The organism is Pseudomaricurvus sp. ABR4_320 (assembly GCF_056159445.1).
The window spans coordinates 21,402-37,110 of sequence record NZ_JBSWVF010000005.1 but is presented as its reverse complement, the minus strand read 5'-3'; the positions used below and the strand labels follow the sequence as shown (position 1 = coordinate 37,110).

At 50.0% G+C, this 15,709-nt stretch carries 13 protein-coding genes; 11 read left to right on the top strand and 2 right to left on the bottom strand.

What is annotated here, in order from left to right:
* Positions 1-61: 61 nt before the first annotated feature.
* On the bottom strand, positions 62-2,173 hold the full coding sequence (locus ACXAFR_RS11675; protein ID WP_475176965.1) for a TonB-dependent receptor: 2,112 nt from the start codon (positions 2,171-2,173) through the stop codon (positions 62-64).
* 632 nt (positions 2,174-2,805) lie between these two features.
* Between ACXAFR_RS11675 and ACXAFR_RS11670 the strand changes: the two genes are divergently transcribed.
* The 10 genes from ACXAFR_RS11670 (at position 2,806) to ACXAFR_RS11625 (ending at position 14,016) form a co-directional block, all read left to right on the top strand.
* Positions 2,806-3,729, top strand: a complete 924-nt coding sequence (locus ACXAFR_RS11670; protein WP_475176964.1) for a dihydrodipicolinate synthase family protein — start codon at positions 2,806-2,808, stop codon at positions 3,727-3,729.
* A complete protein-coding gene (locus ACXAFR_RS11665; protein ID WP_475176961.1) occupies positions 3,726-4,934 on the top strand; it encodes an NAD(P)/FAD-dependent oxidoreductase in 1,209 nt (402 codons plus the stop codon). Before ACXAFR_RS11670 ends, ACXAFR_RS11665 begins: the two co-directional genes overlap by 4 nt.
* Positions 4,927-5,262 carry a (2Fe-2S)-binding protein gene (locus tag ACXAFR_RS11660; RefSeq protein WP_475176960.1) on the top strand — a complete coding sequence of 112 codons (336 nt, stop codon included), beginning with the start codon at positions 4,927-4,929 and terminating at the stop codon, positions 5,260-5,262. Before ACXAFR_RS11665 ends, ACXAFR_RS11660 begins: the two co-directional genes overlap by 8 nt.
* Positions 5,262-6,689 carry an FAD-dependent oxidoreductase gene (locus ACXAFR_RS11655; RefSeq protein ID WP_475176957.1) on the top strand — a complete coding sequence of 476 codons (1,428 nt, stop codon included), beginning with the start codon at positions 5,262-5,264 and terminating at the stop codon, positions 6,687-6,689. The genes ACXAFR_RS11660 and ACXAFR_RS11655 overlap by 1 nt, the downstream gene beginning before the upstream one ends.
* Positions 6,690-7,006: 317 nt before the next feature.
* Positions 7,007-9,211 carry a TonB-dependent receptor gene (locus ACXAFR_RS11650; RefSeq protein WP_475176956.1) on the top strand — a complete coding sequence of 735 codons (2,205 nt, stop codon included), beginning with the start codon at positions 7,007-7,009 and terminating at the stop codon, positions 9,209-9,211.
* Between the two features lie 71 nt (positions 9,212-9,282).
* Positions 9,283-10,653 carry a sodium-dependent transporter gene (locus tag ACXAFR_RS11645; RefSeq protein WP_475176954.1) on the top strand — a complete coding sequence of 457 codons (1,371 nt, stop codon included), beginning with the start codon at positions 9,283-9,285 and terminating at the stop codon, positions 10,651-10,653.
* A 23-nt stretch (positions 10,654-10,676) separates the two neighbouring features.
* Entirely contained in the window at positions 10,677-11,174 is a 498-nt protein-coding gene (locus tag ACXAFR_RS11640) for a VOC family protein (protein ID WP_475176953.1), read from the top strand.
* A 49-nt stretch (positions 11,175-11,223) separates the two neighbouring features.
* The gene (locus ACXAFR_RS11635; RefSeq protein WP_475176950.1) at positions 11,224-11,628 is read left to right on the top strand and encodes a RidA family protein; all 405 of its coding nucleotides are present in this window, start codon (positions 11,224-11,226) and stop codon (positions 11,626-11,628) included.
* Between the two features lie 51 nt (positions 11,629-11,679).
* Positions 11,680-12,252, top strand: a complete 573-nt coding sequence (locus tag ACXAFR_RS11630) for a gluconate 2-dehydrogenase subunit 3 family protein (RefSeq protein WP_475176949.1) — start codon at positions 11,680-11,682, stop codon at positions 12,250-12,252.
* A 63-nt stretch (positions 12,253-12,315) separates the two neighbouring features.
* Positions 12,316-14,016: a GMC oxidoreductase gene (locus tag ACXAFR_RS11625; protein WP_475176946.1), complete on the top strand. Its 1,701-nt coding sequence runs from the start codon at positions 12,316-12,318 to the stop codon at positions 14,014-14,016.
* A gap of 22 nt (positions 14,017-14,038) precedes the next feature.
* Here the strand turns inward: ACXAFR_RS11625 and ACXAFR_RS11620 are convergent, their stop codons facing one another.
* Positions 14,039-15,049, bottom strand: coding sequence for an AraC family transcriptional regulator (locus ACXAFR_RS11620; protein WP_475176945.1), 1,011 nt, complete (start codon positions 15,047-15,049; stop codon positions 14,039-14,041).
* 209 nt (positions 15,050-15,258) lie between these two features.
* Here ACXAFR_RS11620 and ACXAFR_RS11615 point away from each other — a divergent pair, with 209 nt between their 5' ends.
* Complete coding sequence (locus ACXAFR_RS11615) at positions 15,259-15,699, top strand: acyl-CoA thioesterase (RefSeq protein WP_475176942.1); 441 nt, start codon at positions 15,259-15,261, stop codon at positions 15,697-15,699.
* The last annotated feature ends 10 nt before the right edge of the window (positions 15,700-15,709 follow it).

The following is a 15,709-nucleotide window of genomic DNA, read 5'->3' as shown; positions in this document are numbered from 1 at the left end:
CCGTCGCTCTCCTAAAGAAGAGGGGCGCCGTAACGTCAGAGGCCCCTCTGTTGTCGTCGAGTTAGAACTTCACACCAAGCTCGACACCGTATTGTCTCGGTGCGTTGTAGCTGGCCAGTGAACTTGTCCCTAATGCGTGTGGACCTACTGCCGCGGGAACGCGCTCATCCGTCAAATTGCGGCCAAAGATCGCGATGGTCCATTCGCCATTATCGATCGCGACGCGGCTATTAACGAAGGTGCTGGGGCTGGTTTCGAGTTCATTTTGCACATCCCAGTAAACATTGCCACGATGCGCTACGTCGCCGTGGAAGGTCAGGGTGTAGTTGTCGCCAACCTCGGTTTTATAATCAAATCCCGCTTGTGCCGTCAGTCCATACACTTGTGGAATGCGGTTTCCATTGTACAGACCCGGGTCTTCCGGCAGGAATTCTTCAATGGATGCGTCTGAGTAGCCCGCTGAAAAATTCATCGATAAAGCGTCGGTGGCGAACCAGTTCAATTCACCTTCGATTCCATAAACATCGGTCTGTTCAATATTGGAAATAACGGTGAAAATACCTTCGCCTTCGACGACACGTGAGGTGTTGAAGAGCTGGCCTTCGTAATTGGTATAGTAAACAGATCCATTGAGAACGACCATGCCATCCGCTAGCGTGCTTTTTACACCAAACTCATAAGTGTCTGCCGTCTCTGGGTCGTAGGTCGCCAGTGTGTCAGATGTACGCGCGTTGAATCCACCTTTACGATAGCCACGAGCATAGCTCAGGTAGCTGAAGACATCTTCGCTGATTTTGTAAGAAACGCTGACTTTGGGCTGAAGTTCGTGGAAGGTTTGATCGTCAGCTGTACCGTTGACGCGATCTTCAAACTCCTGTTCTTCTGAGTCATATCTCAGACCCAGGGTTGCTTCGATACGGTCAGTAAATTCATAAGACATCTGTCCGAAAACGGCGGTCGTTTCGTAATTTTTGTAGTCCCTGACTGTACTGTTCCAAATTTGCGGCGAGGAGACAGGACCATAAAGCGATGACGATTCGGTTTCATAATCCTGGTAAAACAAACCAACACTCCATCCCAGCCGAGAGTCGCCGGCCGAGACCAAGCGGAATTCCTGGCTCCAGAAATCTTCCGTGTAATCGACGACCTGAGTATTCAGTGGTTCAGCGCTATAGTCAGCGTCAGCGGTGGTAAATTCTTCGGCTTTGTTGATGGCTGAAATGGATGTGAATGTTGCCCAGTCAGCGAAATCGTAGTCCACTTTAACGGAGTAGGATTGCAAGGTACGCTCAAGCTTGCCAGGTTCATCTTCATCTGGGTCATCCACATAGCCGTCGAAACTCGCATCTGGAACGGGTACCAACCATAAGGCACCGTGTTCGCCATCGGTGTAGCTGGCATTGAAAGCCAATGAGAGCTCGTCCGTTGGGGTATAAAGCAATTGACCACGGTAGGTTTGTTCAGAAGAGTAGTCTGCGTTTTTCTCGCTGGCTTTGTTGTTGATCAGGCCTTCTGAATCAATGCCGTAGACGCCCAAGCGATAGTAGAGTTTATCTTCAACCAATGGGCCAGACACATTACCGGTAAAGGTGCTGGTGTTGCCATTGGCCATGGATATTTTCGCATTGCCTTCGAATTCATTACTCGGTGCTTCGGTAACAATATTAATGGCACCGGCAATCGCGCCGCCGCCGTAGAGTGTGCCTTGAGGGCCTCGTAAAATCTCGATCTGTTCAACATTTACCAATTGTTGATCAAAAAACATCTGTCCCGGCTGAACAACGCCGTCAACAATGGTAGAGAAAGGAAATTCGCCGTCTCTTCCCAATGTGGTGAAGCCTCGAAAAGAAACGGTTTTCGTGCCCGGATAGAGGTAATCCAGAATAACAAGGCTTGGTGTCAAGCGTGCCGCGTCTTGAACCGTTTGGATGTCGGCTGATTCCAGTTTTTCCGTATTGATTACACTCACTGCGTCGGCGACTTCTTGAAGGTTTTCTGTCCGCTTTCGGGCGGTAATGGTAATTTCTTCCATTGCTGGAGACGCCTGCTCGGAGGTCGACTCTTGCGACCAGGCGCTAGTCGCTGACAGGAACGCTGCTGATGCGAAGGTTGTAGCGATACAGGCTGAAAGTGTTCGGCGACCATAAATTAAGCGAGAAGGGTGGCGCGACATATTGTTCTCCAAATACAACTGGGCAAATACCGTAGAGGTAAGCTGCGAGGGTTCGATAGATGAAAATAAAAATTCAAAACCTTGGCATTGGCTTGGTCGTGGTGTTATCTCTTTGAAGGTCATTCATGGTGTTAACACCTCGCAATGGTTTGAATATAAATCTTCTCTTTGATAAGTCTCTTCCTTAACGGCAAGGTCTTATCTTTCCAATGCTCCTGTTCAAATCTCCAGCCCATGCGGGGGACGTGAGTGCGAAGTTATTGATCTCTCTGTGCTTTTCTCTGTGGTAACAAATACTGTCGATTCCACGAATGATCCGAGTTGTTTCTCGAATTCAGATATATATTTTCAACTGCCATTTGATTGCAACGTATATCAACAGAACATTCAATGCGCGTTAAAAGTAAAATATTTTGCGTTCAAGGCAATTTTGACGGTGCTACTACTTTGCGGCAAATGCAAGATAATTAGCTATTGATTGTCATTGAGCTGGCCCAGTCTAGACATTACGGTAACTGCTTTCCCAATGCCAGTGAACCGGGGTGATGACATATTCACTCAGTACGGTTTGATACAGAGGTTAACGCTCAAAGATTTGGGGCTAACAAAAACAGTGAAGGCGATTATTGTTTATGGATAGAAATTCCGTGCAGTGGCGGGGGTATATTCCCGCAATCACGACCACATTTTCAGAGTCTGGTGAGTTTGATCCGGACGGAATGCGGCAATTGGTGCGTTGGCTTCATGATCAAAAAATGCACGGTGTGATTACCGCGGGTACTCAAGGTGAATGGTTTACCATGAGTCAGGAAGAAAAAACCGCACTTTTTGATACCGTTAGCAGTGAGTTGCGAGGCAAGTGTACCATCATTGCTGGCTGTAACGGCTTTACCAAGGTGGAGGTTATTGCCAACGTTGAGCTTGCTGAGAGTTTTGGTTTTGATGGCGTGCTTTTGTCTGCCCCTGCGTATATGAAGCCAACTGAGCGTGAAATCTACGAGTTTTATAAAACCGTCAGTGATAACGTTAATCTGCCAATTGTGGTTTATAACTGGCCTCCGGGCACCTCTGTTGACATGTCATTGGATCTACTTAGCAGATTGGCAGATCTGGACAAGGTGGTCGCCATCAAAAACTCCACGCCGGATTTGCGGCATTTTTTGAATGTTTTTTATACGTTAAAGCACAAGGTAAAAGTCTTCGGTATTCCGATCAATGACCTGGGTGTCGCATTAATGCAAGAAGAAAATGCTGATGGCATGATGGGCGCTGGCGGCGTTCTAGGGCATAATCAGCCAGACTTCTTTAACGCCATCTGGGATGGAGACATAGAAAAAGCCAGGGAGTTGGCCCGTAAGGACAACCATATTATGCAGACCTGGTTTAATGCCGATTACACCGGAAAATTTGGCTCGGCTCAGGCAATTTTTAAAGAGGCATTGAATGCACAGGGGTTACCGGGTGGGTTTCCCCGCAAGCCGTTGTTGCCTCTGGATATCGCCGGTGCGGAGATCGTACGTCGATCCCTGCAAGCTGTGGGACAACTGACGGAATGAAGCACTATGACGTCGCCATCATCGGTGGCGGCATCATTGGTTGTGCCTGCGCTTGGTATCTCGCTAAAGCGGGCGTTTCTTGTGTCCTCATCGAGCGCGAACAGATCAATGCCGGTGCTTCCGGGCGCAATGCCGGCTCCCTCCATTTTCAGCTCGAATATCGCCTGATTCAAAACGAAACCGCGTTACAAGAGCAACTACCCGCACTGATTCCCTTGACTCTGGCCGCTATTAAACAGTGGCGGGGTTTGGAGCAAGAGCTCGGTGAGTCCGTCGGTCTGGGGATGAAAGGCGGTTTGATGGTCGCCGAAACCCCTGCTGAAATTGCCCGCCTCGAACGCAAGTCGACGATAGAAAACCGCTATGGTTTACCCGTCGAATTACTTACGGGGAATGAAGCCCGTGAATTGGCCCCTTATCTTTCCGAACGTGTTCAAGCGGCGCTGTTGTGTCGCGATGAAGGTCATTGCAATCCGCGGCTGTTGACCCCGGCTCTGGCACGGGCTGCGTCTAAATCCGGTGCTGAACTGTTGATGCAGAGGGACGTTGCCGCTTTGACGCGGGTTGACGATCACTGGCAAATCCACAGTTCAGTCCCTCATGCCAAGGGTGACAGTCAAGAGGCTTTTTCCGCGACCAAAGTGATTAACGCGAGTGGTGCTTGGGCTGGGCGCATCGGTACTCTGGCGAATGTTCACCTTCCCGTCTTTCCGGTGGGGCTCATGATGAGCGTTACCGAACCCGCTCAACTGTTTATGGGGCATCTTATTCAGCACGCGGGCCGAAAACTGTCTCTCAAGCAGACTTACGATGGCAACCTACTGATTGGTGGTGGCTGGTCTGCTCGTCAGAAGGTGACAGAAGGTCAGTGGCCGCGCTCAACGGATGCACAGATCGATTTGAATCTTCTCAAACAGAATATCTCTACCGCAGTGGAGGTCGTGCCTGCAGTAGGTAGACTCCATTTGCTGAGAACCTGGACCGGGATAACGGGTGTGACGCCGGACCAGCTGCCTCTGGTCGGGCGGGTTTCTCAAGTGCCGGACTTCTATGTGGCTGCGGGTGGATCAGGGTTTACCTACGGGCCGATATACGCGCAATTGCTCTGTCAGGAAATTCTTGAAGAAATACCCGTCGATGCATTGAAACCTTATTCTCCGGGGCGATTTGATCATATGAATATGTTTATGGGGCAGCATGGCTGAGCGAATTCAGAAGGGTGTAGAACGTGGTGTAACCGTCACGTTAACGATCAATGGTCAGCCAGTTACCGCCTACGAAGGTGAAACCCTGGCAACCGTATTGATGGCGGCAGGGCAAACCGTGTTTCAAACCAATCATCGCGGTCAACAGCGGGCACCTCTGTGTAATATGGGAACCTGCTTTGAATGTTTGGTTGGTTTCGAATATTCAATCGATACCGAAGGGGCTGATCGCCGCTGGGTTCGATCCTGTATGACCCTCGTTTCTGAGGGATTACAGGTCTTTGTCGGCGAAGAATTCTCCCCGCTACCAACCATGCTGGAACCTTGATGTTTGATATTGTCATTATTGGCGCTGGACCTGCGGGTATGGCCGCTGCGGAACAGTGTGCTATTGCAGGACTAAGTACGCTCGTCGTCGATGAGCAAGCTCGTGCGGGTGGGCAGATTTTTCGGCAACCACCGGCGTCATTTAAGGTGAGTAGTTGGCTCCCTGATTCGGTGTATAAACAGGGTAAAGCGCTGTTGCAGCGCGTGGAAAATGATAGCCGCATAACCTGGCAGTTTCGTACCTGTGTGCAGGGGCTGTTTCCACAGGATGAACACGATAGCGAAAACAACACCTGGCGGGTGGTCTTGGAACAAGAAGGGCACATCCATGAACAGCATGCTCGGCGCGTTTTACTGTGCACTGGCTGTTACGATATGCCGGTGCCGTTTTCAGGGTGGAATCTACCGGGCGTCATGTCAGCGGGTGCCATTCAAGCCTTCGTAAAAGGGCAGCAGTTGCTTCCCGGTGAGCGGATTCTCCTTGCGGGTACTCATCCGTTGCAATTGGTCGTTGCGGATCAAATCCTCAAGCAGGGCGGACAGGTGGCGGGTGTCTTTTTTGCTCAGTCATGGACAGCTGCGTTTGCTGCGTTAAAAGATCCCATCACAGTATTGCGTCACGCTGGCAAGTTCCTGTTTATGGTGCGAACCTTTTTGCGTGTCCGCTGCAAGGGCGTGCCGATTGGCTTTGGAAAATCCATTCGCTCAGCCCAAGGGAGCAGCAAATTAGAAAGTGTAGAGATTGGCGCTTGTGATTCTGATTCAAATGTACAGACGTTTGATGTGGATCGATTGGGATTTTGTTTTAGTTTTCTGGTGTCATCAGAGCTTGCCCGACAGGCTGGCGCAAAAGTCCAGTGGGCTGGGGATGCCGGTGGCTGGATTGTTGAACACGATTATTGGCAAGAATCTTCGGTTTCCGGCCTTTTCGTTGCGGGTGAGACAACAGGCGTCGCGGGTGCAGACAGTGCCATGGAAGAGGGCAGCCTAGCGGCGCTGGGAATGTTGCGCTCTCTGGGCGATCTCTCCGATCAGCAGGCCGCTCGGCGTGCGAGTCCTATTCGGCACAGACTCAGAAGTCTTTCTCGCTTTGCTGCGCTGTTGCGTCGGTTGGCGGATCCTCGCCCCTGGCTCGATCGTGTTACCAGCGACCAAGCCAACCTCTGCAAGTGTGAAGGTATTACCGTTGAGGAGGTTAAGCGTGTTATCCATGAAAATAGTACGATCGCCTCAGCAAATGCCGTTAAATTGCTTTCCCGAGTCGGGATGGGCTTGTGCCAAGGTCGCTATTGCAATTATTTGCTGACACACCAGCTGTCTCAAGCAAAGCAGCTCAACGAAGAAGAGATAGGCCCATTTCGAGGTCAATTCCCCGCGAAACCTATTTCAATAATGACGCTGCTGAATAGCGACCAAAAATCTTCGTAAAAATTCTCAATTTATTTCGAACCGGTGCGACCTCTTAAGGGCGCGCTTGTTTGTTTTTCGTACGAAATTCTCTCATTAAACCCCTATTTTTACTGTGTTTGTGCACTACAGGAGTGCTCTTGCCGAAGGTGTGCATTATCGCGATGCATTTTGCTTTCAATGCAAAATCATTCGCTAAACAGTGTCATTGATGAAATTTTTGTGACTGTTAATGTGACTTCTAGAACGGCGGTAGCGGGATGGGTTACCGGTGATTCCAATCGATCTATAGCAGGTGTTCTAAGAAGCGCCGGAGCTATGTCTTACTAGGAGTGCTGATGAAAATGACAGGCCGTTATTGCCAACTTTTATCCGGAGCCATTGCCGCTGCAGCGATGGGCGTATCCTTTGATGTTCTTGCAGAACAATCAATAATCGAAGAGCTCGTTGTTACGGCGACCAAGCGCGGTGACGCTGGCATTCAGGATATTCCCTTTGCGGTACAAGCCCTGGGCGGCGAGCAATTGGAATCCATGGGCGCGACCGATTTCGGTGAGTTCTTCCGCATGGTGCCAGGACTTGCCGTTTTTGATCAGGGTCCTGGGGATAAGCGCTACATTATTCGCGGTGTTAACTCCACTGGGGCTGGAACGGTTGGTTTGTATTTGGACGAAGTGATTGTCACCGGCGAAAATGCCCAGGACGGTGGCGGCCGCCAACCGGACATCAAATTGTTCGATATTGATCGGGTGGAAGTTCTGAAGGGGCCGCAGGGTACAACGTTTGGGTCCAGTTCTTTATCGGGATCCATTCGCTACATTACCAAAAAGCCAGATTTTGAAGGGCCTTCTTTAGACGTGACAGCGGGGCTGCGTTCAACCGATGGCGCAGATCTTGGCTATGAAGTCGAAGCTGCTGGGAATCTGCCCTTAATTGAAGACGTTTTAGCTGTGCGCGTGGCGGGTTATACCTTAGACCGTCCGGGTTTTATTGATAATCAAATTCAAGATGACGTGAATAGCGAAGAAACTGACGCCGGGCGGATTTCTTTTTTGTTCACGCCTTCCGACAAGTTTTCTCTGTACGGTATGTACATGAACCAGCAGACGGAAACCGATGGTCCGTCGTTTTATCAGACTCAAGATTACTTGGGGAATTCACTGGGCAGTAACGAACAGGCGGATCTCACCAATAATGGCTTCGAAGATGATATGAAGCTGTATAACCTGACCGCAGAGTATGCTGCGGATTATGGTACTTTTACGGCAACCGCTTCTCGTCTCGATCGAGAGACTCTTTTTAATCGGGATACCAGTTGGGCCTTGCAAAATTACTTAGGATGGGATTACCTGACTGAAGGTCGCAGCGTTATTACTCAGCCAAAGCAGCGCGAAGTTAACTCCTACGAAGTCCGTTTTTCTTCAGATTGGGATGGCCCAGTACAGTTGTTGGCGGGTGCTTTCTTGCAGAACGAAGAGCGGGATTTCCGTAGTAGTATCGTTCAGACAGATGCTAATGGTGTCATAAACGGCAACTATTATTCATTGGATCGCAAGGTCAATACCAAAGTTGATGAAGATGCAGTCTTTGCGGAATTAAGTTATGACCTTACGGAAAAGCTAACACTCACCGGTGGTTTGCGTTGGTTTGAATACGATATCGAAGAGACATCAAATTCCATACAGGGTATCGCTGGAACTACTGGTAGTGGTGTTGGCCCAACACTGAAATTCGGCGAAGATGATGTTATTGGCAAAGTCAATGTTTCTTACCAGTTAACCGACGATATCATGACCTACTTTCAATGGGCTCAAGGTTTCCGGTCTGGTGGAACAAACGACCAGACATCTGCGCAGCTGGCTAACGTCTCAATTCCTGCGGGCTATGGTTCGGATTCCCTCGACAATTATGAACTCGGTATCAAGAGCACATTGCTCGATGGCATGATGGTGGCCAACGCATCTGCTTATTATATCGATTGGTCTGACATTCAAATTTCCCAGCAAGCAACGGACGGCGTGGTGTCGTTTCCCTACCAGGGCAATGGCGGTAAAGCAGAAATTACGGGACTAGAACTCGATGTCTCTCTCTTCCCGATGGAGGGGTTACAGTTAAGCGTTAGCGGCAACTTTAACCAGGCGGAATTAGCGGAAGACAACCCGATTACATCCACGGGAATGGACGGAGACCAGATTCCGTACACGCCGGAAACCACGTTTTCTGTTACAGGCCGGTATGAATGGCCAGTCGGCAATACGGATATGTATGGATTTGTCGGAGGTGACGTTGCGTATGTCGGTGAAAGAGCCACTGAATATCGTCCCGACAATGACCTGTATATGAAACTTGACAGCTACAGCCTTACTAATATTCGTGGTGGTGTTGATGGCGATGATTGGTCAGTCTGGCTGACTGTTAACAATCTGTTCGATGATGACACCATCACTGATGTCTATCGCACCATCCCTGGTATGTACCCCGATGGCTATCTCTTCAATATGCCTCGTACTTTCCTGTTGAGCGTAAAGAAAACCTTTAATTAAGCGTGTTACCTGGACGAGCCATTTTAGGCAAGTCCACTCTCGCTTTTACGGGTATTTATTTCGGAGTTTGTATGAGTCAACAGCCTGCCAATCGTCAATGGTCTACGCAATTTGCGTTTCTGGCTGCAGCCATTGGCAGCGCGGTCGGTATCTCCAACATTTGGAAATTTACGTATGTCGCCGGGGAAAACGGCGGTGGATTATTTATCGCTGTTTATCTCTTGGCGCTGGTGGTGATTTCGATTCCTGCGCTTGTCGCAGAGCTATTGATTGGTCGCGCTGGTGGTCGCAGTGTTGTGGGAACCATGCAGGTACTCGCAGAACGAGAAGGGATCAGTCGTCATTGGCGTTGGTATGGACTCATGGCAGCACTGGGTGTTTTTTTAGCGCTGAGTTTCTATTGTGTTGTCGCAGGCTGGACGCTTTTTTATTTTACTGAATCGTTAGGACCGTCTCTCAACCAACTTTCCGCGGAGTCATCCGCGGCCTTTTTTAACGATTTCCTTTCACGTCCTGGCCTAATGATGTTTTTCCAGGCAGCGTTTCTGGTATTGACCGCAATCGTTGTTGCTGGTGGTATCAAAGGCGGATTAGAGCGCGTACTCCGCTGGTTAACACCTGGGCTTTTTGTCATTCTTATCGGGCTGGTTATTTATGCGGCAATCGCAGGTGATTTTCTGGCGGCGCTTAAATTTATGTTTATTCCCTCAGCTGAGGATTTTCATGTAAACGTGATTCTTGTGGCCGTTGGTCAAGCGTTTTTCTCCTTAGGTGTTGGTCTGGGCGTATTGATGACCGTCGGTGCGTACATGAAAAAAGAGTTTTCGGTGAGTCGTGCCGCACTGATCATTGCGACCGCTGATGGTGGGGTCGCAATACTAGCGGGCTTAGCGATTTTCCCCATTGTGTTCCAATACGGATTGTCACCGGCGGGGGGCCCCGGATTAATCTTTACCACGCTTCCTATCGCATTCAGTCAAATGCCCGGTGGCGCGATCATTGGACCACTGTTCTTTCTGTTGCTCGCCATGGCTGCATTTACGTCTTCGGTTACGCTGCTCGAAGCGGTCGTCGCCTGGTTGGAGGAGGTCACACCCATCCGTCGGCGTTATTTGGCGATGTGGACGGCAATGGCGCTGTGGGTCGTCGGATTAGCGACAGTCTTTTCGTTTAATTGGTGGGCTGACTTTAAACCCCTGGCAGCGTTTTCGCCGTTCCAAGACAAAACCGTTTTTGAACTGATCGATTACCTGGTGTCGAACATTATGATGCCGTTAGGTGGCATCTTCGTCGCCGTTATCGCAGGTTGGGCCCTAACACGAGACCGTGTTGAAAAAGAGCTCAATCTAAATTCTCCCTTTTTATTCCAACTCTGGTATCTGCTTGTGCGCTTTCTTGTACCGCTAGCGGTTACCGCTGTTTTCTTTATGAATCTTGTATAACCTTGCCGTAGAAAGGACAAAAGATGACTGCCGTTGATACGAAAACCCTGTTTAAGAGTGCTGATCACGTTTCGTTAACTGTGACTGATATTGAAGCTTCAATCGAGTTCTATCAAAAGGCTTTTGGTGCGGAAGTGCTTTACCGTATGGGGCCATTTAACGCTGCAGAAATCCCTAAAATGGATGACGGGCGTGATTGGACCGAAGCCCATGTCAATGTTCCCGGTGCCAGTCTTGTCATCGGAATGGTGCAACTATTTGATAATCTCAAAGTAGAACTGTTTCAGTATGACTTGCCAAGTTCCGCGTTGAAAGAAGTACCGCCCAATTGCAATACTGGCAGTAGCCATATTTGCATAGAAGTTTCTGATATGTCGGCTGCTCTGGCACATTTAGAAAGCCTCGGTTGCAAGATATTGGCAGGTCCTATTCATTCTGAAGGCGGCCCTTGTCCTGATTCTGACAGCTGGTATGTTATAGATCCTTTCGGGCATCAACTGGAGCTTGTCCGTTATCTATAGCATTTCATCCTATTTGTTTTTCCAATTCTGATATTAAAGAGGTTGTTTTATGGCTCGTGACGCGCTCAATCCAGAATCCATGTATGCCGCAGTCCCTTTTGGCTTTTCTCATGCGACGGTTTCCAGCGATAGCAAGTTAATTCATCTCGCCGGACAGGTCGCCTGGGATAAAGAAATGCAATTGGTCGGGGAAGGTGACGTTGTGGCTCAAGCGAAGCAAGCGCTTGAGAATCTCAAAGTTGTATTGGCGGAAGCCGGAGCGACGCCTGCGGATGTCGTGCGTATTCGCACGTATATTGTCGATCATAAGCCTGAGTATCTTGAGGGCGTCTGTGGCGCGATTGCCGATTTTTATGGGGAGGCCCTGCCGGCGGCCAACACACTGATTGGCGTGCAGTCACTGGCGATGCCAGGAATTCTTATCGAAATTGAAGCGACTGCGCAGATTGGATAATACTGTCTTACTCTCTGTTTAAGTGGTTACACAAAGGTGTTCAGTAAACGAATGTCTCCAAATCGTATATCTAGACGCGCAATTCTGCGTCATGCCGCACTCGTCGTCGGGGCCGCGGCCGTTTCCCCACAGTTGGTTGCAGCGGTTTTAGACGACACACCCGGACCGTCAACCTCTGCTTTTTCTTCGAGTCAGCGAGAGATCATCTCTGATCTCTGTGACGTAATCCTTCCCTCAACTCAGACGCCTGGCGCGGTTGAGGCGGGTGTTCCCGACTATATCTCTGCATTGGTAAGTCGTAGTTTTGCTCAGAGCCATAAAGACTCGTTTGTTGCTGGCTTAGACGCTTTTTCTGCTTGGATAAAGGATGAATCAGCAAAAGGATTTTCCGAGCTTTCACGTCGGGAAAAAACGGCGCTAGTGACGAAAATTGACAGTGACGTCTTTGCTGGTGAGGGGAAGCTGCCACCGGCAGATTTCTATCGCGAATTTAAGGGGCTGGTCGTCGTTGGTTATTACACGTCTGAAATTGGCGCAACCCAAGAGTTGTCCTACGAGGCGGTACCCGGTCGATACGAGCCGTGCATTCCCTATGAAGAAATCGGTAGTGCTTGGGCAACCTGAGCAGAGTCTTGTCGAGATACTCACTAGAAAATAAGTCGCCAACCGTGAGGCGACATTAAGGAGATGTTTGTGACTGTACCCGTTTTCGACGCGATTGTCGTCGGTTCCGGCATGTCTGGTGGCTGGGCTGCTAAAGAGTTGACTGAGAACAATCTAAAGACCTTGGTGGTGGAGCGCGGACCAGAAATGGTTCACGGGAAAAGCTATATCCATGATTTCAGTAATCCCTGGGATTTGGAGTTTCGCGGCCAGGTTAACGAAGACTTGCTGGCTTCGGACTACGAAGTACAGCGCCGTTGTTTTAGTTTCAACGAATACGTTCGTGATCGCTTTGTAAATGATCGCGAGCATCCTTACATTGAGGATTCTCCTTTCTCATGGATTCGCGGTTACCATACCGGTGGCAGATCGCTTTTGTGGGGGCGCCAAAGCTATCGCCTGAGTGATTTGGATTTCGAGGCAAATAAACTGGATGGTCATGGTACTGACTGGCCGCTTCGGTATGCTGATTTGGAATCCTGGTACGACCACGTCGAAGATTTTGCCGGGATCAGCGGGAGTAAAGAGGGGATTGCGCATCTACCAGATGGTGTTTTTCTGCCCCCCATGCCGCTCAATTGCGCAGAAGAAGAAATCAAGCAACGTTTAGAAAAAGCGTATACGGACCGCAAACTTATCTGTGGTCGTACCGCCAATCTTACCGAACCCAAACCTCATCATTTAGAGCTGGGGAGAGGGAGCTGTCAATACCGTAATCAATGCAATCGCGGTTGTTCCTTCGGCGCTTACTTTAGCAGCCTGAGCGCGACCCTGCCTGCGGCTAAGCGCACAGGTAATCTCGAAATGCTTCACGACGCCATCGTCAAAGAAGTCATTTACGATCCTGAAACCGGGCGGGCAAAAGGTATTCGCATTGTCGACCGAGTGACGAAAGAAGAGCGTGAATATCATGCGAGACTGGTGTTCCTCTGTGCTTCAACATTAGGTAGTGCGCAAATCTTGCTGAATTCTACATCAGAGTATTTTCCGCAAGGCTTGGGCAACTCCAGTGGTGTTGTCGGTCACTACTTGATGGATCATATGATGATTGGTGGCGCATCGGGTACGTTGAAGGGCTTCGATGATAAGTACTACGCCGGGCGGCGTCCGACCAGTATTTACATTCCTCGCTTTCGAAATGTGAAAGGTCAGGAAGAGAGCTACGTGCGCGGCTTCGGCTATCAAGGTGCGGCGTCCCGACCAAGTTGGTCTGCAGGTAAATCCATGGCAGGTATCGGTGAGTCATTTAAAGAGACGCTACACGATGCTGGCAGCTGGAAATTTATGATCATCGGCTTTGGTGAAATGTTGCCCAATTACGACAACGCCATGACTCTCGATCGTAACCAATTGGATCAGTGGGGAATTCCCCAAGTTCGCGTCAATGTACAGTGGGGCGAGAACGAGAAGACGATGAGCAAAGCGATCATCAGCGATGCCGTCGATATGCTCAAGGCCGTTAAACTGGATGACGTGCAAGAGGTCCATTGGGATTATCAACCGGGATTGGCGATTCACGAAATGGGCACTGTGCGTATGGGGCGCGACCCAAAAACCTCTGCGCTTAACGGCTTCAACCAGAGTCACGATGTTCCGAATGTGTTTGTCACCGATGGTGCCGCGATGGCGTCCTCTACCTGCCACAGTCCCTCGATAACCTATATGGCAATGACTGCGAGAGCGGTCGATTATGCGGTTAAAGAGTTGAAAGCTGGTCGGTTGTAATTAAGTGGACGCACTATGTTCTTTAGTCGTCTGCGATTGATAACGCGTCGGCTCTCGTTTTTGAGGGCAGCTCGCCGAACCGCTGTTTGTAGTCTGCGGTAAAACGGCCCAAGTGGGTAAATCCCCAGCGCAAGGCGATTGTCGTGATGTCGTCGGCGTTGGGGCCTTTTTGCAGTTCTCCGTGTACGCCTCGCAAGCGCACTTCTCGCAAATAGCGCATCGGGGGCACGCCATAGCAGCGCTTAAAGGCATCATAGAGGGTGCGTTTTGGCACGCCGGCCGCGGCGATAATTTCTTCAAATCGAATCGGGTCTTGAGCGTGGCGGTGGATAAAACGGCACGCGCGCTGTACCGGTACTGGCACAGTAACCGTCGTAATCTGTTCCAAATCTTGGGAATAATTGTGGGGCTGACCAAACAGCAAGCCGGTGATCAGCATGTCTTCTATGGAGGAGAGCACCGGGCCTTCGGCAAACAGGGATTCGGGTTGTTTCTGCTCATTTTCGAGGTTTTTGACCATGCGCCACCAGGACGACATACGGCCACTGTTAACGTCGACGGACGGTTCGAACAAGACAGGCTCTTCCAATTCACAATTTAACAGCCGCTGTAATTGGCGTTCCAATGCTGCGGTGCTGATTCGAACCAGCCGTTTGCGGCAGTCGGCACTCATCAGCAGTTGCCCCGGTTGGTGGGCGCAGAGAATCAGGCCTTGATTGGGGGTTGAATGCACCACGCGATCGCCCGTCGTGAGGGTTTGATACCCGCTGATCGGCAAGCTGATTGAGTAGTGCTCCTGCATGGGCGCCAAGTCAATGGTCACCTTCGTACCGTATTGAATTTGGCTGACGTTGACCTCAGTCATCTGAATGCCGGAATGGCGGAAGCGGACGGCGTCAGGATTGGCGACGGACAGGTGGTGAGACACCATAAAGTCTGACATCAATTGGCAGGCGTCGTCAGGCAGGTCCGTCTCGGCGGAGAAGGCTGTCGCCATCGTGGCTGACGGATTGTCGTTGATTTTGAAATCCATGGGCAGTCTTCAGGTCAATATGGACTGATGTTAGCGAAAAACGCACTCTGGTGCAGCTATTCGCGCCAGGTTTGCCGTCTGACAACATTGCCTGAATGGCATGGGTTGCAAAAAATGGATAGTGATCTGTCCTGTTATGGAGTCGAGGTATTCAGTACTTTATAAACCATTGCTGGCATTGATCAGGCGAAGAAAATGGAAAGGTAAACGTGGGAACAGCAGATCATAGATTCAGTCGGCAGTTGGATATTCGATTCGCTCACTGTGATCCTGCTGGTATCGTTTTCTATCCTCGCTATTTCGAGATGATCAATGGCCTGGTGGAAGACTGGTTAGCCGAGCTTGGTTGGTCTTTTGGGTATATCCATGGCGAGCGTCAGGAAGGTTTACCTACCGTGAACTTGCAGTGCGCTTTTCATGCCCCTGCACGATTGGGTGATATTGTTGATTTTCACCTGCAACTGCTGAAATTAGGTAACAGCTCTTGCCAGATTGAGGTGCTTGCTGAAAAGGGTGAGACAGTTCTGCTTAACGCGAACATATCCTTAGTCTATGTCGCGACACATACTACAGAAATTCGCAGCCGAGGTTTTCCCCTTGAGCTGCGAGAACGCTTTGCTGGCTGGCTGCCAGAAAGCGAAAGGACGTGAAGGTCTGACA

Bases quoted from the DNA above. Each gene is read 5' to 3' on its own strand.
- ACXAFR_RS11655 (WP_475176957.1), top strand. From the start codon at position 5,262: ATGTTTGATATTGTCATTATTGGCGCTGGACCTGCGGGTATGGCCGCT.
- ACXAFR_RS11650 (WP_475176956.1), top strand. From the start codon at position 7,007: ATGAAAATGACAGGCCGTTATTGCCAACTTTTATCCGGAGCCATTGCC.
- ACXAFR_RS11635 (WP_475176950.1), top strand. From the start codon at position 11,224: ATGGCTCGTGACGCGCTCAATCCAGAATCCATGTATGCCGCAGTCCCT.
- ACXAFR_RS11665 (WP_475176961.1), top strand. From the start codon at position 3,726: ATGAAGCACTATGACGTCGCCATCATCGGTGGCGGCATCATTGGTTGT.
- ACXAFR_RS11675 (WP_475176965.1), bottom strand. From the start codon at position 2,173: ATGTCGCGCCACCCTTCTCGCTTAATTTATGGTCGCCGAACACTTTCA.
- ACXAFR_RS11625 (WP_475176946.1), top strand. From the start codon at position 12,316: ATGTTTGTGACTGTACCCGTTTTCGACGCGATTGTCGTCGGTTCCGGC.
- ACXAFR_RS11670 (WP_475176964.1), top strand. From the start codon at position 2,806: ATGGATAGAAATTCCGTGCAGTGGCGGGGGTATATTCCCGCAATCACG.
- ACXAFR_RS11660 (WP_475176960.1), top strand. From the start codon at position 4,927: ATGGCTGAGCGAATTCAGAAGGGTGTAGAACGTGGTGTAACCGTCACG.
- ACXAFR_RS11640 (WP_475176953.1), top strand. From the start codon at position 10,677: ATGACTGCCGTTGATACGAAAACCCTGTTTAAGAGTGCTGATCACGTT.
- ACXAFR_RS11620 (WP_475176945.1), bottom strand. From the start codon at position 15,049: ATGGATTTCAAAATCAACGACAATCCGTCAGCCACGATGGCGACAGCC.
- ACXAFR_RS11645 (WP_475176954.1), top strand. From the start codon at position 9,283: ATGAGTCAACAGCCTGCCAATCGTCAATGGTCTACGCAATTTGCGTTT.
- ACXAFR_RS11630 (WP_475176949.1), top strand. From the start codon at position 11,680: ATGTCTCCAAATCGTATATCTAGACGCGCAATTCTGCGTCATGCCGCA.